At 69.7% G+C, this 16,331-nt stretch carries 19 protein-coding genes; 4 read left to right on the plus strand and 15 right to left on the minus strand.

Features of this window, described 5'->3' with window-relative positions; translation table 11 throughout:
- Positions 1–51 precede the first annotated feature (51 nt).
- Positions 52–1,551, plus strand: a complete 1,500-nt coding sequence (locus tag ACODR1_RS15270) for a methyl-accepting chemotaxis protein (RefSeq protein WP_488881209.1) — start codon at positions 52–54, stop codon at positions 1,549–1,551.
- Between the two features lie 18 nt (positions 1,552–1,569).
- On the opposite strand, the gene der is transcribed toward ACODR1_RS15270, so the two are convergent.
- From der to ACODR1_RS15315, 9 genes are all read right to left on the minus strand, one after another.
- Positions 1,570–3,357 (minus strand): ribosome biogenesis GTPase Der, encoded by a 1,788-nt coding sequence (gene der / locus ACODR1_RS15275; protein ID WP_488881210.1) that lies wholly within the window; start codon positions 3,355–3,357, stop codon positions 1,570–1,572.
- Between the two features lie 122 nt (positions 3,358–3,479).
- Positions 3,480–4,892, minus strand: coding sequence for a PQQ-like beta-propeller repeat protein (locus ACODR1_RS15280; RefSeq protein ID WP_488881211.1), 1,413 nt, complete (start codon positions 4,890–4,892; stop codon positions 3,480–3,482).
- Between the two features lie 11 nt (positions 4,893–4,903).
- Positions 4,904–5,653 (minus strand): tetratricopeptide repeat protein, encoded by a 750-nt coding sequence (locus ACODR1_RS15285; protein WP_488881212.1) that lies wholly within the window; start codon positions 5,651–5,653, stop codon positions 4,904–4,906.
- A gap of 299 nt (positions 5,654–5,952) precedes the next feature.
- Positions 5,953–6,780, minus strand: a complete 828-nt coding sequence (gene panB, locus ACODR1_RS15290) for a 3-methyl-2-oxobutanoate hydroxymethyltransferase (RefSeq protein WP_488881213.1) — start codon at positions 6,778–6,780, stop codon at positions 5,953–5,955.
- A gap of 55 nt (positions 6,781–6,835) precedes the next feature.
- The gene (locus tag ACODR1_RS15295) at positions 6,836–7,216 is read right to left on the minus strand and encodes a hypothetical protein (RefSeq protein ID WP_488881214.1); all 381 of its coding nucleotides are present in this window, start codon (positions 7,214–7,216) and stop codon (positions 6,836–6,838) included.
- Entirely contained in the window at positions 7,209–7,784 is a 576-nt protein-coding gene (locus tag ACODR1_RS15300; RefSeq protein ID WP_488881215.1) for an RNA polymerase sigma factor, read from the minus strand. The genes ACODR1_RS15295 and ACODR1_RS15300 overlap by 8 nt, the downstream gene beginning before the upstream one ends.
- A 33-nt stretch (positions 7,785–7,817) precedes the next feature.
- Positions 7,818–8,216 carry a DUF6249 domain-containing protein gene (locus ACODR1_RS15305; RefSeq protein ID WP_116564607.1) on the minus strand — a complete coding sequence of 133 codons (399 nt, stop codon included), beginning with the start codon at positions 8,214–8,216 and terminating at the stop codon, positions 7,818–7,820.
- A 117-nt stretch (positions 8,217–8,333) separates the two neighbouring features.
- Positions 8,334–9,005 carry an HAD hydrolase-like protein gene (locus ACODR1_RS15310; protein WP_488881216.1) on the minus strand — a complete coding sequence of 224 codons (672 nt, stop codon included), beginning with the start codon at positions 9,003–9,005 and terminating at the stop codon, positions 8,334–8,336.
- A gap of 123 nt (positions 9,006–9,128) precedes the next feature.
- Positions 9,129–9,476: an ArsC family reductase gene (locus tag ACODR1_RS15315; protein ID WP_488881217.1), complete on the minus strand. Its 348-nt coding sequence runs from the start codon at positions 9,474–9,476 to the stop codon at positions 9,129–9,131.
- A gap of 129 nt (positions 9,477–9,605) precedes the next feature.
- Here ACODR1_RS15315 and ACODR1_RS15320 point away from each other — a divergent pair, with 129 nt between their 5' ends.
- From ACODR1_RS15320 to ACODR1_RS15330, 3 genes are all read left to right on the plus strand, one after another.
- Positions 9,606–10,205: a biliverdin-producing heme oxygenase gene (locus ACODR1_RS15320; RefSeq protein WP_488881218.1), complete on the plus strand. Its 600-nt coding sequence runs from the start codon at positions 9,606–9,608 to the stop codon at positions 10,203–10,205.
- The gene (locus tag ACODR1_RS15325) at positions 10,183–10,629 is read left to right on the plus strand and encodes a YbaN family protein (protein ID WP_488881219.1); all 447 of its coding nucleotides are present in this window, start codon (positions 10,183–10,185) and stop codon (positions 10,627–10,629) included. Before ACODR1_RS15320 ends, ACODR1_RS15325 begins: the two co-directional genes overlap by 23 nt.
- Positions 10,630–10,700: 71 nt before the next feature.
- Complete coding sequence (locus ACODR1_RS15330) at positions 10,701–10,895, plus strand: hypothetical protein (protein WP_058346397.1); 195 nt, start codon at positions 10,701–10,703, stop codon at positions 10,893–10,895.
- A gap of 1 nt (position 10,896) precedes the next feature.
- On the opposite strand, the gene ACODR1_RS15335 is transcribed toward ACODR1_RS15330, so the two are convergent.
- The 6 genes from ACODR1_RS15335 to lpxI all read right to left on the minus strand — a co-directional run bounded on the left by ACODR1_RS15335 (position 10,897) and on the right by lpxI (position 16,330).
- Positions 10,897–11,466: a 2'-5' RNA ligase family protein gene (locus ACODR1_RS15335; RefSeq protein WP_488881220.1), complete on the minus strand. Its 570-nt coding sequence runs from the start codon at positions 11,464–11,466 to the stop codon at positions 10,897–10,899.
- A 76-nt stretch (positions 11,467–11,542) separates the two neighbouring features.
- Positions 11,543–12,247: a glutathione S-transferase N-terminal domain-containing protein gene (locus tag ACODR1_RS15340; RefSeq protein WP_488881221.1), complete on the minus strand. Its 705-nt coding sequence runs from the start codon at positions 12,245–12,247 to the stop codon at positions 11,543–11,545.
- A 79-nt stretch (positions 12,248–12,326) separates the two neighbouring features.
- On the minus strand, positions 12,327–12,590 hold the full coding sequence (locus ACODR1_RS15345) for an EscU/YscU/HrcU family type III secretion system export apparatus switch protein (protein ID WP_488881222.1): 264 nt from the start codon (positions 12,588–12,590) through the stop codon (positions 12,327–12,329).
- Complete coding sequence (fliK, locus tag ACODR1_RS15350; RefSeq protein ID WP_488881223.1) at positions 12,587–14,242, minus strand: flagellar hook-length control protein FliK; 1,656 nt, start codon at positions 14,240–14,242, stop codon at positions 12,587–12,589. The genes ACODR1_RS15345 and fliK overlap by 4 nt, the downstream gene beginning before the upstream one ends.
- Before the next feature lie 70 nt (positions 14,243–14,312).
- Positions 14,313–15,497: a lipid-A-disaccharide synthase gene (gene lpxB / locus ACODR1_RS15355; RefSeq protein ID WP_488881224.1), complete on the minus strand. Its 1,185-nt coding sequence runs from the start codon at positions 15,495–15,497 to the stop codon at positions 14,313–14,315.
- The gene (gene lpxI, locus ACODR1_RS15360) at positions 15,497–16,330 is read right to left on the minus strand and encodes a UDP-2,3-diacylglucosamine diphosphatase (RefSeq protein WP_488881225.1); all 834 of its coding nucleotides are present in this window, start codon (positions 16,328–16,330) and stop codon (positions 15,497–15,499) included. The genes lpxB and lpxI overlap by 1 nt, the downstream gene beginning before the upstream one ends.
- Between the last annotated feature and the right edge of the window lies 1 nt (position 16,331).

The raw sequence follows: 16,331 nt of genomic DNA on the forward strand, positions 1-16,331 counted from the left end.
CACCCTAAGGATGCAGCGCTGCCTGGGCGCGATCCCTCGGGGGTTTGGACAATGCCGTTTGCGTTCAAGCGTGGCCGCGCCGCGGCCGACGAGCGTCTCGCCGAGTTGGAAGCCACCGTCGCGGCGATCCACCGCTCGCAGGCCGTCATCGAGTTCCAGCTCGATGGCACCATCCTGACGGCCAACACCAACTTCCTGAAGACGGTGGGCTATTCGCTGGACGAGATCCGCGGCCGCCATCACAGCATGTTCGCCGACCCCGACTTCGCCCGTAGCAACGAATACAAGCAGTTCTGGCTGAACCTGGGCCGCGGCGAGTTCTTCGCCGGCAAGTTCCAGCGCCAGGGCAAGGGCGGCGTCGAGATCTGGATCCAGGGCGCATACAACCCAGTGTTCGACGCCGCGGGCAAGCCCTGCAAGGTCATCAAGTTCTGCACCGACATCACCCAGGCCGAGCAGGAGCGGATGGCCAACGAGGCCCTGCGCCGCACCGAGGCCGAACAGGGCGCGGTGGTGCTGACCCTGGCCGACAACCTCAAGCGCCTGGCCGGCGGCGACCTGACCGCCGACATCACCGCCGCCTTCGACGGCCGCTTCGCTTCGATCAAGAGCGACTACAACGCCGCCCTCCAGTCGCTGCGCCAGGCGATGACCGAGATCGGCCAGTCGACGCAGGGCGTGCACAACGGCTCCAACGAGATCACCGGGGCCTCCGAGGACCTCTCCAAGCGCACCGAGCAGCAGGCTGCTGCCCTGGAGGAGACCGCCGCGGCGCTCGACGAGATCACCGCCACCGTGCGCCGCAGCGCCGAGGGGGCCCGCGCGGCCTCGACCGCGGCCTCGACCACGCGGCAGGAGGTCACCCGCTCGGGCGAGATCATGCGCGACGCCATCGCCGCCATGGGTGAGATCGAGCAAAGCTCGGGCAAGATCGGCCAGATCATCGGCGTCATCGACGAGATCGCCTTTCAGACCAACCTCCTGGCCCTCAACGCCGGCGTCGAGGCGGCTCGCGCCGGCGAGGCCGGCCGAGGGTTCGCCGTGGTCGCCCAGGAGGTGCGGGCGCTCGCCCAGCGCTCGGCCGAGGCGGCCAAGGAGATCAAGAGCCTGATCGCCAACAGCAGCAGCCAGGTCGATCGCGGCGCCAAGCTGGTGAGCGACACCGGCCAGTCGCTGACCGGCATCGTCGGCCGCATCGCCGAGATCGACACCCTGATTTCCGAGATCGCCCAGTCGGCCCACGAACAGGCCACGGGCCTAAACCAGGTCAACACCGCCATCAATCAGATGGACCAGGTGACCCAGCGCAACGCCGCCATGGTCGAGGAGGCCACGGCCGCGGCCGCCTGCCTGCGCAACGAGGCCTCGTCGCTGGCCGAACTGGTCTCGCGCTTCGAGACCGGCGCGGCGCCCGCCCAGGCGATCGCCCGCCCGGCGTCGCCGGCCCAGCACCGCCCCGCAGCCGAAAACCCGGTCGCCGCGGCCCAGAGCCGCATCGCCCAGTCGTTCCGTCCGGGCGTCGCCGTCGGCCAGGACTGGGAGGAGTTCTAGGCTCCTCCCCGCCTCGAGCTAGCGCCCCTTGGGCTTGCCGCCAGGCGCCTTGTTGCCCCGCACCACGCGCGAGCCGGCCACCGGACGGCGCGGACCACCGGCCTTGCCGCCGGCCGTCTTGGTCCCGACCTTGTAGCTCGGGGTGGTCGAGACCTTCTTCTGGGTCTTGGGCCCCTGCGGCTTCACCGACTTGACGGCCGCCTTGCCGGGATCGGACTTGGTCGCCTCGCCCTTGCCGGCATCGGCCTTGATCGCCCCAGCCTTGCCGGAGGCGGCCTTGGCCGAGACAGCCTTGGTCGAAGCAGCCTTGCCCGCGGCGACCGCGCCGGCGTCCGCCGACGCTTCGGCCAGGATCGCGGCCCTCTGGGCCGATTTCTTGACCGTGTTGCGCGAGGCCTTCAGGCGGGCCTTCTCGGCTTCCTTCTTCTCGAAGGCGCGCTTGCCCTTAACAACATACCCCTGGTCGGCGTCGGCATAGGGGTTGGCGCCCGACTTGATGGTGATGCGCAGCGGCACGCCCGGCAGGTCGAAGCTTTCCCGCAGGCTGTTGACCAGATAGCGGCGATAGTGATCGGGCATCTGGTCGGCGCGGCTGGAGAACAGCACGAACGTCGGCGGACGGGCCTTGGTCTGCGCCATGTATTTGGGCTTCACGCGCTTGCCGTTGACGGCCGGCGGCGGATGCCTCTGCATGGCCAGCTGCAGCCAGTCGTTCAGGTCGCGGGTCTTGACCTTGGTCGACCAGTCGCGGTGCGTCTTGATCACGGCCGGCATCAGGCGCTCGACGCCGCGGCCGGTCTCGCCCGACAGCGCCACGACCGGCGCCCCGCGCAGCTGAGGCAGCATGCGCTCGGCGTGCTCGTTGAATTCCTTGAGGATCTGGCCAGGGTCCTCGATCAGGTCCCACTTGGCCAGCACGAAGACGACACAGCGCCCTTCCCGCTCGGCCAGGTCGGCGATCTGCAGGTCCTGGGTCTCGAACGGATGGGTGGCGTCCATCACCAGCAGCACGACCTCGGCGAAGGTCATCGAGCGGATGGTGTCCTGGGTCGAGAGCTTCTCGAGCTTCTCGTTGACCTTGGCCTTCTTGCGCAGGCCGGCGGTGTCGACGAGGCGGATCTTGCGGCCGTCCCAGGTCCAGTCGACCGAGATCGAATCGCGGGTGATGCCGGCCTCGGGGCCGGTCAGCAGGCGCTGCTCGCCGATCAGGCGGTTGACCAGGGTCGACTTGCCGGCGTTCGGACGGCCGATGATGGCGATCTTGATCGGCTTGGTGTCGTCGTCGTAGTCCTCGAACTCTTCCTGCAGCTCCTCGGGCGTCACCGCCAGAAGCGCCGCATAGAGATCGGCCATGCCCTCGCCGTGCTCGCCGCTGATCGGGATCGGCTCGCCCAGGCCCAGCTGGTGGGCTTCGGCGGCGCCGATCTCGGCCTGCTTGCCCTCGGACTTGTTCGCCGCGACCACGACCGGCTTGTTCCGGCGGCGCAGCATCTCGGCGAAAATCCGGTCGAGCGGCGTCAGGCCCTCGCGGGCGTCGAACACGAAGAGGGCCACGTCGGCCTCGTCGATCGCCAGTTCGGTCTGGGCGCGCATGCGCGACTCGAGGCTTTCGTCGGTGACGTCCTCGAAGCCGGCGGTGTCGATCAGCTCCAGATCGAGGTCGCCGAGGCGGCCGTGCGCGAACCGGCGGTCACGGGTGACCCCCGGCTGGTCGTCGACCAGGGCCAGCTTCTTGCCGGCAAGACGGTTGAACAGCGTGGACTTGCCCACATTGGGGCGGCCGACGATGGCGAGTTTCAAAGGCATAGGCGGTCAGTAGTCGATTTTTCGGGTCCCGGCAAAGCAACAAGCCCGGGCCGGCGATTCGCCAGCCCGGGCCCGGGACGGGTTACGAGTTCAACCGGGGTCCCGAAGGACCCCGGATCGGATCAGCGGATGGCGATCAGATCGGCGTCGTCGGTGGTGACGTAGATCTTGTCGCCCACGGCGATCGGGGCCAGCAGCACCGGCGCGCCGATCTTCAGGGTCCTTTCCGTGGCGCCGGTCTTGGGGTTCAGGGCCACGGCCTCGCCATAGCTGGACACCGTGATCAGGCGGCCCGAAGCCAGGATCGGGCTGGACCAGATGCGCGGACGCTTGGCCAGCTTCTTCTTCTGCTTCTTGGAGAGCTTGTCGGTCTCGTTCAGGTCGCGGATCCAGTGGACCTGGCCGCCGTCGCGGGAAGCGCAGATCACCTGGCCGGCCTTGTCGACCACGTAGACCACGTCGCCGGCGGGCCAGGGCGTGGTGATGGCGGTGACCGGCAGGGTCCAGCGGGCCTGGCCCGTGCGCAGGTCCGTGGCGGAGAACACGCCCGAGTGGCTGACGGCGTAGACGTCGCCCTTGTAGATCACCGGGCGGCCGGCGATGTCGCGGAGTTCCGATAGGGCGTTGGTGCGGCTGGCGCGGCTGAGGGCCTCGCTCCACAGGTCGTTGCCGTTGCCGGTGCGCAGGGCCACCAGTTCGCCCGAGGCGAAGCCGGCGACGACGGTGTCGCCGCTGATGGCCGGGCTCGAACCGCCCAGGATGCGGGCCGGCTCGATCAGGGCCTGGTAGGTCCAGCCCGGCGCGCCGTCGGCGGCCGCATAGGTCAGCAGTTCGTTGTCGGTCGAGACCACGAAGACGCGGCCGTCGGCCACGGTCGGGGCGGCGTGGACAGGCGTGCTGGTCGCCTGGCGCCAGTTTTCCTTGCCGGTGGCCGCATCGAGCTGGGCCACGAATCGGAAGCCCGACGAGACGTAGAGCTTGCCGTCGGCATAGGCCACGCCGCCGCCGAAGCCGCGCGTGTCGTCCTTGCGGCCGCCGATCCCCAGGAAGCCGCGCTTGCCCGGCTGGCGAGCAGGACGCAGGTCCTTGCGCCACAGCGTCTCGCCAGTGACGGCGTCAAGCGCCGAGACCTTGGCCTCGCCGTCGAGCACGAAGATCTTGCCCTCGGCCGAAACGGGGTTGGCCGTGATGTGGAAGGTGCGATTGGCCTTCTGGCCGAAGCCCTTGCGCCAGGCGATCTCGAAGTCCTTGCCGGCGGCGACGTGCTCGACCGATTGCTCGGGAGTGCCGCCCGGCAGGCGCCAGTCGGCCTGGGGTTGGGGTTCGGGCAGGAAGAAGTCGACGCCCTTCAGGCCGTCGGCCGCCTCGACCTTCTGGTCGAAGGCGATGACCGAGATCCGCTGGCCTTGGCTGGCGGTGGCCTTGTTCTTGTCGTCCTTGCCGAAGGGGTTGAGCTTCGACACCGTCGAGCAACCGGTCACCGACACCGCGGCCGACATCATCGCGGCGAGCAGCAGGGAACGCTTCAGAGTCATGGGTCGGCGGCTCATTGAGCTTGGGGTTGCAGGCCCGGCGGCAGTTGGCCGGGCGCGAGTTGAATCGGCGGCGGCAGCGCTGCCGCGGCCTTGACGGCGGCCGGCAGGGCCTTGGCCGAGCCGGAGTCGATCATCTGGATCGCCGCCTGGGCACGCTGGCGGGTGTCGTCCGAACCGTCAGATAGCAGCGAGAGCACGACGAAATCGCCGCGCGCCTCGGCCGTCTTGCCGGCCTGGAGCTTGGCGAACGCCAGGGCTTCCTTGGCCTGCACGCGGTAAGGGCTCTTCTCGCCGGTCAACGGGGTCAGCCTCGACTCGATCTCCTGATAAGGAGCCGTGTCCATGAGCGCGAAGGCGGATTTGAGGCGCGCTATGTCACCCATGACAGGATCGGGAGCAATCTTGGCCGCTTCGTCGAAATAACCGACAGCTTCCTTGGTCTTGCCCTCGTCCAGGCGGATGCCGCCCATCTGCATGAAGGCCAGCGCGCGATAGCCGGCGTTGCCTTCCTTCGACAGCTTTTCGAACTCGGTGAAGGCCTTGGCGGGCCCTTCCTTCTCGTAGGCTTCGAGGGTGGCCTGCACGGCTTCGGAGGCCTTGTTGGCGCGGCTGCTTTCGTAGGCGGTCCAGCCCCACCAGCCGCCCACGCCCAGAACCGCGACCGCCGCGACCGCGCCCAGGACGGGCAGCGACTTCAGCGCGAAGGTCTTGTAGCGGTCGGAGCGAAGCTGCTCTTCGACCTCGTCAAACACATCGACCACGAACGAGGCTCCAGTACGGGCGCCGGGGGCGCCGGGGCGTCGCTGCCCGGGCGGTTCCGGACGACGCAAGGTTGAAACATCAGGAGTCGGGGCTCTGGCCGCGACGCAGGCGGCGAACCTATAGCGTGTCCGCCGCCGCCGCAACGGCGGGGAACCCTGGTTTGGAAGGGTATCGACAACTGCCGGCGCAGACCCCCTCCGGCCCTCTGGGCCACCTCCCCCAGAGGGGGAGGATTTCGGGCCCAGATGCTCCCCCTCTGGGGGAGCTGTCGCGGAGCGACTGAGGGGGTCGTCCGCCCTCAATCCTTCTTGGCGTAGTACGTCTCGGCCGGACCGGGGAAGCTGCGGTCCTGCACGTCGCGGGCGTAGTCGGCGGCGGCCTTCTCGATCGCGCCCTTCAGGTCGGCGTAGCGGCGGACGAACTTGGGGGTCCAGTCGAACAGCCCCAACATGTCGTCGCTGACCAGCACCTGGCCGTCGCACCCGGCCGAGGCGCCGATGCCGATGGTCGGCGGGGCGATGGCTTGCGTGATCTCGCGGGCCAGGGCCTCGGCGACGCCCTCGATGACCACGGCGAAGGCGCCGGCGTCGGCGGTGGCGCGGGCCTCGGCCAGGATCTTCTGGCGGCCTTCCTCGTCACGGCCCTTGGCCTTGAAGCCGCCGTCGACCAGCACCGCCTGCGGACGCAGGCCCACATGGCCCATCACCGGCACGCCGCGGTCGACGAGATAGCGGATGGTGTCGGGCACGGTGGGGCCGCTCTCGACCTTCACCGCCTGGGCGCCGGTTTCCTTCATGATACGGACGGCGTTGGCGTAGGCCTCTTCGGGCGCGCCCTCGTACGAGCCGAACGGCATGTCGACGACGACCATGGCCTTCCTGGAGCCGCGCATGACCGCCTGGCCGTGCAGGATCATCATTTCCATGGTCACGCCGACGGTGTTGGGCAGGCCGTGGACGACCATGCCCAGCGAGTCGCCGACCAGCAGGACGTCGCAGGCGTCGTCGAGGGCGGCGGCCACCGGGGCGGTGTAGGCGGTGAGGCAGACAATCGGAACGCCGCCCTTGCGGGCGGCGATATCGGGGGCGGCGAGACGGCGGACCGTCTCCTGGCGATGGGCGGACAAAACTCGCTCCGGCTCTGTGACGACGACCGGAGCGCGGCGCGGGCCGCCCTCCGGATTAGAACTCTTCGACCAGTCGGGTGATGGCGAAGGTCAGAGCGATAGCCGCAAGGGCGGCGCCGAGCCAAAGGGTTTCTACGCTGGCAGGCGTGGAGACGAACTGATTCACCTGGGCCATCACCTTGTCGACGCCGAGGTCGACGCCCGAAACGCCTTCGCTGGACGCATGACGCAGGTCGGTCGCGAAACGGCTGGTGATCAGTTGCCCCACGGCGAACAGGCCGGCGACTCCGCCGGTCGCGCCGATCGCCAGTCGGCGCAGCGTCCACCCCCGGTCGAGACGGCTCTCCACGCGGGCGCGGAAGGCCTCGGCGTCGGAAAACGCCGGCGGATCGGCGAACAGCCGCGAGAGCTGGGCGTCGAAATCGCGATCAACCATGACCTTCCCTCCGCGCCGAGGCGTCCGTGGGCGGGGCCAGCCTGGCCCTGAGTTTATCCAGACCACGTTTGACATGGGATTTGACCGTGCCGATCGGGATGTTCAAGGCTTCCGCAGCCTCCGCATGAGACCAGTCCGCACCGTAGCAGAGCGAGACGCACAAGCGCTCGCCGCGCGACAGCCCCTTGAGCGCCTCGTCGAGATCCAGCCGATCGCCCGGCGCGTCGGCCGAGGCGGGCGGCGGAGCCTCCTCCGGCGCGGTGTCCGAGAAGATCAGCCGCGCGTCGCGCTTGACCTTGCGCAGATAGAGCCGCGCGGCGGTCTTCTTGATCCAGCCGCCGAAGGCCCCCTCGCCGCGATAGTCGGCGATCTGCTCGAAGCCGACCAGGAACGCGTCCTGGGCGACATCGTCGGCGGTGGCCGGATCGGCGCCCAGGCGACGCAGCAGGCCTCTGACGGACGAGCCGTGCCTGCGCACCAGCTCCCCGTAGGCCCGGCGATCGCCGGTGGCGGCCAGGGCCGCCAGCTCGACGTCGTGACCGGTGGTGGGTGGGCGTTCGCTGCCCATGATGAAAGTCCCCTCTTCCCCCAAGCGCCTGCGTCAGACGTCCGACTGGTGGCCCTTGTTGGGGTTGAAGAAGCTGAGGACGACGTAGGCGACGCCGATCAGGGCGGGAATGGCCGACACGCCCAGCAGCGGGTGCAGCGCATCGCCTTCGATCTGGCCGATCATGAAGCCGAGCACGGCGATGCCGGCGCCGACGGCGATCAGGATCACGCCGGTGCGCATGTCGCGTAGGGCCGACGAGACCTTGGCCGGCTTGACCTCCTTGGTCATCGCCTCGATCAGCTCGGGCGGCAGCGCCTGGCCCTTCTCGATGGCCGCGCGGACGGTGGCCTGCATCTCCCGGCGATCGCGGCTCTTGAGCCACATCGGGATGACGACGATGCAGACGACCATGATGAACGGCGCCAACGGCACCAGGATTCCAAGTTCCATGACCTGTTCCCCTCGAATTGTGTCGACGAGAGCCTGTCGCTTTCGTCTCGTACAGGGAAGAGGCTTTGACGGCGCCGTTTGGAGGCGCCGGCCGAGATGAAACTTTCGTAAGGCGGATCAGGCCGTGGCGACGGCCGGCGCGGCGGGCTGCCGGGTCAGGCTGGCGACGATGTCGTCAACGGCGTCGAGCAGCACGGTCGGCGCATGATCGACCAACAGCTGGCGGGTCGCATAACCCCAGGTCACCGCGCCGGACGCCAGGCCCAGGGCGTTGGCCGCGTCGATGTCGCGGGTCTCGTCGCCGATCGAGATCACCCGGCCAGGCTTCACCCGGGCGGTCTTGATGACCTTGGTGAACTTCTTGGCCTTGCCGAACAGCGAGGCGCCGCAGCCGTAGTGGTCGATCAGCTTGGCTAGGTCCGGCCCAAGCACGGTGCGGATCGTGGCTTCGCTGTTGGAACTGACCACGGCCAGGCGCACGCCGCCGGCCGACAGCGCCTTGAGCATGTCGGGAACGCCCGGGAACAGACCGATCGAACCGATCTCGGCGGCCATCAGCTTCTTGCCGTGGGCGGCGATGATCGGGATCTTCCAGGCCGAGACGCCCAGATACTTGATGATCTCGCGGTTCGGACGACCGCGCAGCATCTCGACTTCCTCGTCGGTGACGCTCTTGAAGCCGTACATCCTGGCCATCGGGTTGACGAGCTTCAGCACCACGGCGCCGCTGTCGGCCAGCGTGCCGTCGAAATCAAAGATCGCCAGATCGTAGGGAAGCCCCGAAGTCACGCCCACTCAATGCCCTGCCGCCGGACGAACCGGCTGTTTCCCCTAGACTTAGCCGCTGGACGCGGCGCTTGTCGCCCCAAAGTTCGCCAACTCGCGTCAATCGCGCAAGCGGCGTTTCGCTCGTCAGGCGAGAATGGCCGTATACTGATCGGGTTTGAAGCCCGCCAGCAGCTTGCCGTCGACGTCCAGCATCGGCCGCTTGATCATCGAAGGCTGGGCCAGCATCAGGTCGACGGCTTTCTTGGCGTCGATCCCGGTCTTGTCGGCGTCGGCCAGCTTGCGGAAGGTCGTGCCGGCGCGGTTCAGGACGGTTTCCCAGCCCAGGGCCTCGACCCAGCGCTCGACGTCGGCGCGAACCGCGCCCGAGACCTTGTAGTCGTGGAAAGCATAGGTCACGCCGTGCTCGTCGAGCCAGGTGCGGGCCTTCTTCATCGTGTCGCAGGCCTTGATGCCGTAGATCGTCACCGTCACCGGGCGCGCTCCAGAACTTTCGGCCGCGAGTCGGCCCCTTCCCCACCCGATTAGCATTTTCGCACCGGCCGCGGTCGGATTTGACCTGGAGCAGTTGCGTCTCAGTCGCGACATGACAACATGACCTTCATGACCGATCTCGCTCTCGCCCAAGCCCCGTCCCTCGCTAAGCGGCTCAAGGCCGGCACCGAAGCGACGCACGAGCACCTCGACAAGAGCATCATGGCCGGCCGGCCCTTCGCCGACCGAGAGCGCTATGGACGTTTCCTGGAGGTGCAGTACCGGTTCCATCGCGACATCGACGGCCTCTACCAGCGTCCGGAACTGGCCCATCACCTGCCCGACCTCGATGGCCGCCGACGCCTGGCGCAGATCGCCGCCGACCGGGCGGACCTGGGCCTTCCCTTCCCAGCCGACTTGCCGCCGCCGGCGTTCACGGTCGACAGCGAGCCCGACCTCGCCACCGCGCTGGGCTGGCTCTACGTGGCCGAGGGCTCGAACCTGGGCGCAGCGTTTCTGTTCAAGGCCGCGGCCAAGCTAGGGCTCGACGAAAACCTCGGCGCGCGCCACCTTGCGGGCCATCCTGACGGTCGCGCCGCCCATTGGCGGCAGTTCACCGCCGCCCTCGACGCGGCCGGACTGGACGAAGCGGGCGAAGCGCGCGCCATCGCGGGCGCGCAAGCCGCCTTCTCACGGGTGCAGGCCTATGTCGACGCCGCCTTCGGCTGAACCGCCGGCCATCGAACTGGACACCCCGGAAGCGCCGGTCCTGCCGGCCTCTCGCAGCGTGCGGACCGGCTACCTGATCGCGGGTTTCGCGTTTACGGCGCTCGGGATCATCGGCGCCTTCCTGCCGCTGATGCCGACGACGATCTTCCTGATCCTGGCCGCCGGCTGCTTTGGGCGCTCCTCGCCGAAACTCGAGGCCTGGCTGCTGAACCATCCGCGCTTCGGCCCCTCGGTGCGCGCCTGGCGAGCCAACGGCGCGATCCCGCGAAAGGCCAAGGTCTTCGCCTGCCTGGGCATGGCCGGCGGCATGGCGGTGTTCCTGCTCGCCGCGCGGCCCAAGCTGTGGCTGGGCCTGCTGGTCGGCGCGATCATGGCGGGTTGCGCGGCCTTCGTGGTCTCGCGACCGGCGCCGCCGACGGCCTGACAACGAGCTTGGCGCTGGGAACGGCCCCGCCGTCCCAACGGTTTTCTCCCGACAACCATAAGGAGGAAGCCATGTCCAAGGCCCCGCCCATCCCGCCAGAACAGCGCGCCTTCAAGGGCCAGAAGCCCGACATTGAGGGCCACGCCAGTCGCGAGGGCCTGCAGTCGCCCGATCCCGGCAACGCGGACGTCAACCTGTCCGAACAGGGCCGGCACGGGAACCTGCGCCAGAACACGACCCATTCAGGCAACGTGCAGGACCGCTAGATCACCCCCTGAGGGGCCAGCGCCCGAGCACGATGTGACGGGTCTGGCCCAGCAGGCTGTGGATCAGCACGAACTCGGAGACGGTCCACGACACCGGCTCGACCGGCGCCTCGGGCGCCAGGGCGCGATCGTACAGCAGCGTCACGTGCGGGTTGAACTGCTTGGCGACCTGCTTGCCCAAGCCTGCATGCGCCATAGAAAGGCCCAGGGCCTTCTGGAAGGCATGAAGGCTGGATAACCCCTCCCCGCCCTGCAGGACGAACGGGTTGTTGCCGCGGTTGTTGAAGCTGGCGGCCTTGTCGAAGCTCACCTCGAACGGCGCGGCCGAGGACGCCGCCCCGCCGGCCTCCATCGCCTGGGCGACGATGCCGCGCGGCAGTCCGGCATAGTCTCCGATGTGGTGCAGGGTGACGTGGAAGCGCTCAGGCGTCAGCGGCGCGCCCGAAAGGCCCAGGCGCCCCTTCAGGTCGCGAGCCCGGCCGGCGATGGCCTCGGCCACCGGGTCCTCGGGGAAGATCCCGAAGAACAGGCGGTCGGACGGCGGGCCGTCGAGTTCGGGAAAGAGCGACATCAGAATCGACCGCCGTTGAGAGCTGGCCTGCTTATGGCGCCGGAGCGGACGGCTGTCGCCGCCCGCTCCTGATCGGTCAGGAACGCGCCGGGATGTTGAGGCCGCGCTGAACCGCCGGACGGGCGAGACCCCGCTCCAGCCAGGCCGGCACGTTCTTCAGGCTCTTGAAGTCGACGAGCTCGGCCGCCTCGTAGAAGCCGACGAGGTTGCGCACCCACCCCAGGGTGGCGACATCGGCGATGGTGTAGTCGTCGCCCATCAGCCAGTCGCGGCCTTCCAGGCGGGTCTCCAGCACGCCCAGCAGACGCTGGCTCTCGGCGCGATAGCGCTCCAGCGGGCGCTTGTCCTCGTACTCGCGGCCCGCGAACTTGTGGAAGAATCCCAGCTGGCCGAACATCGGGCCGACGGCGGCCATCTGAAAGAACACCCACTGCAGGGTTTCGTAGCGCGCGGCCGGATCGGTGGGCAGCAGCTTGCCGGTCTTCTCGGCCAGATAGACCAGGATCGCGCCGCTCTCGAAAAGGCCGAACGGCTTTCCGCCGGGACCGTCGGGATCGATGATCGCCGGGATCTTGCCGTTGGGGTTGAGGCTGAGGAATTCCGGCGTCCAGGTCTCGTTCTTGCCGATGTCGATCAGGTGCGGCTCGTACGGCAGGCCCACCTCCTCCAGCATGATCGACACCTTCACGCCGTTGGGCGTGGGCAGCGAATAGAGCTGGATGCGGTCGGGATGGGCGGCGGGCCAGCGGCGGGCGATCGGGAAGGCCGAGAGGTCGGTCATGGAAGCTCCTCGAAGGGGTCCAGGCCGATATAGGCGCCGCGTGGGCGAGACCCAGCCCCCTACCGTAACTTTCTTGGTGTCAGTTACGATTGGCCGAGCGCAGGATGAAGCCCAGGATCTCGGCGACGGCGACATAGAGCGCCTCGGGGATCTCTTCCTCCATCGGAATGGCCGACAGGGCCTGGGCCAGGGCCGGGTTTTCCTCCAGCGGCACGCCGTGCTCGCGGGCGGTCTCGACGATCTTGTCGCCCACCCAGCCGCGGCCGCTGGCGACCACGCGCGGGGCGTTGGGCTCGTCGTAGCGCAGGGCGACGGCGATGCGGGGGCCAGAGACGCGGGTCATGTGGCCTGGTCCAGGAAGCGACCGGGCGCGGCCGGCGGCGCAGGCGGCGGAGCGGCGGCGTGGAACGCCACCTCCGGCTCAAGCGCGGCCTCGCGCAGGGCGGCGTTCAGCATCTCCTCGCCGCCGCGCAGGCGGGCCATGGCCTCGGGACGCTCGGCCCACAGCGAGACGCGGGCCCGCTCGCCGGTCAAGGCCAACTGGGCGTCGATGCGGCCCATGGGCTCGACGTCGAGCGAGAACCGGACCTTCCAGGTGCGGGCCTCGGCGACGCCGCCCGCGGCCCCGCCCCCGCCGCCGTCGCGGCTGATCTCGAACTGGGCCACGGCCGAGCCCTGCGGCGTTGCGAAGGGCACGTCGAACACCCAGCGCGGACCGGGCTTGTCGTCGACCAAGCGGCCGTCGGCGGGACGCGCGACATCGGCGCGCTCCGGCAGCGAGGCGGCCTGCAGCAGTTCCTGGCGGGCCAAGGCGGCGTCGACGCCCTTGGAGAGCTGCTGGGCGACCAGGGCCGGATGAGCGTCGGGCGCCAGGGTGGACGCCGCTGCCGGCTGAGCGACCACGGGCCCGCCCGCGAACGGCGGCGGCGGTCCCTTGCCGGGTGGCGGGGCGAGGGGAACCAGGGTGGAGGCCGGTTGGCGAACGACCGGAACGTCCTCGAAGCCCGCGGCGGCTTCCTGCGCCAGGACCAGCAGCGCGGCGGCGGGCTGGGCCGCCTGTCGCGGCGCCGGCGGCGGCGCCACGGCGGCCAGGAAGCGGGCGACCGGCGACTCGGCTGCGGCGTCGTCCGTCGGAACCGGTGCGACCATGGCGGGCGGCGGCGCTTCGGCTTCGGGCGCGACGGGGGCCGGCGACAAGGTGTGGGCCTGGTTCGCGGTTGGAAGCGCAGCGGCGGTCGACGCGGCGAGTTGGGGCGAAGCCTGCTGGCCCAGCGGGCCCGAAACCGCCCCCTGCGGCGTCGGAGCCTGCTGCGGCGCGGCCCCTACGACTTGCGAAGTCGTCGAAGGCGCGGATGCAGCCGTCGGCGTCGCCGGGCCCGCCTGGGCGCTCCAGCTGGCCACGGCGGCGCGCAGCACCAGCATGGCAGCCTTCAGGTCCTTGGCGGCCAGGGGCGCGGCGCCCGGCGCGGGCGCCTCCTCGGCCAGACGGCTTTCCATGAACAGGCCCGAGCGGCCGAAGGCCTGGCGGATCTCGCCGGCGGTCACCGCCCCGTCGATGGGCGACCGCAGGGCCAGCATGTTGGCGGCGGCCTGACGCACCAGGGCCGGCGCCTGGGGCGAGGTCGAGACCCGTTCCAGATCGGCCAGCAACGGCGCCATGCCGCCCTGGGCCGGCGCGGCGCGGCCGACCATGTCGGAAACCACCTTGGCCTGGACGGTTAAGCTCGCGAGCAGGATCTCGCGCGCCTGCCCCGTGGCCCCGCCCTTCAGCAGACTTTCCACCGTATCGGGAGCTTCTGGCGCGGCGCCGGGCTGAGCGGCGATCTTGCCCAGCGCCTCGGTCGCCTCGGCCATGGCCATCTGCGCCAACATGGCCGGCGGCGGCAGGCCCGACTGCCCTGTCTGGCCGCCCTGCGGACCGGCGGGCGCGATCGTCGCCGTCGGCTGCACCGAGGCGAGGTTCGGGATGACAGCTCCAATCGGCAGGACCGACACAGGCGGACTCCACGGCGGCGCAAGGCGCACAAGGTTGCCGCAAGATTAATCCACAGGCGTGAAGCGGGTCTTAAGCCGTTTTAGCGCTTCGCTTTTCCAGGAACGAGAGCATGGCGTCGGCCGCCGCCTCGGCCGGATCGGGCATGCCGCGCCCAAGGCGCTCGAGCGCCGCATACTGCTCGGCCACCTGCCGCCGACGCAGGGCCGGGTCGTCGAGCCGCTCGGCCAGCGCCACGGCCAGGCGTTCACCCGTGCAGTCGTGCTGCAGGAGTTCGGGCGCGATCTCCTTGTCGGCGGCGATGTTGAACAGCGTCACCCAGCGCGGCGTCATCAGGCGCTTGAGCAGCGCGTAGGTGATCGCACCGATCTTGTAGCCGACCACCATCGGAACACCGGCCAGGGCCAGCTCGAGCGTCACCGTGCCGCTGCAGGCCAAGCCGACCGTGGCGGCCTTCATGGCGTCGTCCTTGGCCTGGTCGTCCTCGATGACATGGGCGCGGAACGGCCAGCCGGCCACGCGCGCCTTGACCGCTGTCGCGACGGTCTGGGCGGCGGGCACGACGACGTGCAGGCCGGGACGGGCGGCCTTGAGGATGCGCACCGCGTCCTCGAAGGCCGGCAGCACGCGTTCGATCTCGGACGGCCGGCTGCCGGGCAGGACGGCGAGGATCGGATCATCAGGACCGGCCCCGATCGCGGCCCGCGCCCGGGCGGCGTCAGCGCCGCTGAAATCGCGCGCCAGGGCCGGATTACCGACGAAGACGCTGGGCAGGCCCACCGCGTCGAAGAACGGCTTGTCCATCGGCTGGGTGGCCAGCAGCAGGTCGACGGCCTGGGCCAGGACCTTGGCCCGCCCCGGACGCGAGGCCCAGACCTGGGGCGCGACGTACTTGACCAGCGCCATCGACGGATCCAGCGCCCGCAGGCGCTTGGCCAGGCGGATGTTGAACCCCCAGGAGTCGATCAGCACGGCTACGTCGGGCTTCTCGCGGGCGGCCAGGGCCTCGACGTCCTTCAGGCGGCGCACGACGCGCGGATAGGCTTTCAGCCCCTCGAACAGGCCCAGGATCGACAGTTCGGAAATGTCGAAGGGGCTTTGCACCCCCTCGGCCGCCATGCGCGCGCCGCCGACGCCGACGAAACGCACCTTGTCGCCCAGTCGCGCCCGCAAAGCCTTGGCCAAACCGGCACCGAGATTGTCTCCCGAGGCCTCGGCCGCGATCAGCATGACCGTCAGCGGCCGGAGGAAAGGCATCAGCGTGGCTCGACGCCGTAGACGAAGAGGCCCAGGTCGTCGGCGCAGGCGATGACCTGGTCACGGTCGACGATCAGCAGGCGGCCGGCTTCGCCGACCACGCCGGCCAGGCCCGCGCGCGCCGCGCGCTGAATGGTGGCGACGCCAATGGTGGGCAGGTCGACCTTGGTTTCCTGGATCGGCTTGGGCGCCTTGGCCAGGACGCCCTTGGGCGCCTCGGGACAGCCGCGGACGGCCTGCGGCAGGTCGGCGACCCGGCGCAGCATGGCGTCGGTGCCTTCCTGGGCCTCGACGGCCAAAACCAGGCCGTCGCAGACCACGGCCCCCTGCCCCACGTCCAGCCCGCCGATGGCGCGGGCCACGGTCAGGGCGCGGTCGATGTCGGCGCCGTGCTGTTCACGCGGCGCATAGCGGCCCAGCGGGCCGACCGGCAGGGTCATCTCGCCGCGCACCTCGTGGGCGCCCTCGACGACGAAGCCCTCCTTCTCGAACTCGGTCAGCACGCGACGCAGAAGGGCGTCGTCGCCCTCGCGCGCAGCCTTGATCAGGCCCGGCAGCACCTTCACGCCCCGGAAGTCTGGGATCAGGGCCGAGAAATCCGGGCGGTCGACGACGCCGGCGAAGCAGACGGCCTCGCAGCCCTCGTCCTTCAGCGCCTTGAAGGCCTTGCCGAACTCGGCGATGCCGACCTCTGCGCCGGGATACTGCTCCAGCGACGGATCGGCGAAACCTCGCACCCGCATCACCGAAAACGGCCGACCGGCGCGCTCGCAGTGCGCCGCCAGCTCGATCGGGAGAGCCCCGCCGCCGGCGATCAGTCCAAGCTTGCGCAAG

Source organism: Caulobacter sp. FG7, assembly GCF_057808875.1.

Coding starts and splice junctions, on each gene's coding strand:
- ACODR1_RS15270 (WP_488881209.1), top strand. CDS start 52: ATGCCGTTTGCGTTCAAGCGTGGCCGCGCCGCGGCCGACGAGCGTCTC.
- der (WP_488881210.1), bottom strand. CDS start 3,357: ATGCCTTTGAAACTCGCCATCGTCGGCCGCCCCAATGTGGGCAAGTCC.
- ACODR1_RS15280 (WP_488881211.1), bottom strand. CDS start 4,892: ATGACTCTGAAGCGTTCCCTGCTGCTCGCCGCGATGATGTCGGCCGCG.
- ACODR1_RS15295 (WP_488881214.1), bottom strand. CDS start 7,216: ATGGTTGATCGCGATTTCGACGCCCAGCTCTCGCGGCTGTTCGCCGAT.
- ACODR1_RS15300 (WP_488881215.1), bottom strand. CDS start 7,784: ATGGGCAGCGAACGCCCACCCACCACCGGTCACGACGTCGAGCTGGCG.
- ACODR1_RS15305 (WP_116564607.1), bottom strand. CDS start 8,216: ATGGAACTTGGAATCCTGGTGCCGTTGGCGCCGTTCATCATGGTCGTC.
- ACODR1_RS15320 (WP_488881218.1), top strand. CDS start 9,606: ATGACCGATCTCGCTCTCGCCCAAGCCCCGTCCCTCGCTAAGCGGCTC.
- ACODR1_RS15325 (WP_488881219.1), top strand. CDS start 10,183: ATGTCGACGCCGCCTTCGGCTGAACCGCCGGCCATCGAACTGGACACC.
- ACODR1_RS15330 (WP_058346397.1), top strand. CDS start 10,701: ATGTCCAAGGCCCCGCCCATCCCGCCAGAACAGCGCGCCTTCAAGGGC.
- ACODR1_RS15335 (WP_488881220.1), bottom strand. CDS start 11,466: ATGTCGCTCTTTCCCGAACTCGACGGCCCGCCGTCCGACCGCCTGTTC.
- ACODR1_RS15340 (WP_488881221.1), bottom strand. CDS start 12,247: ATGACCGACCTCTCGGCCTTCCCGATCGCCCGCCGCTGGCCCGCCGCC.
- ACODR1_RS15345 (WP_488881222.1), bottom strand. CDS start 12,590: ATGACCCGCGTCTCTGGCCCCCGCATCGCCGTCGCCCTGCGCTACGAC.
- lpxB (WP_488881224.1), bottom strand. CDS start 15,497: ATGCCTTTCCTCCGGCCGCTGACGGTCATGCTGATCGCGGCCGAGGCC.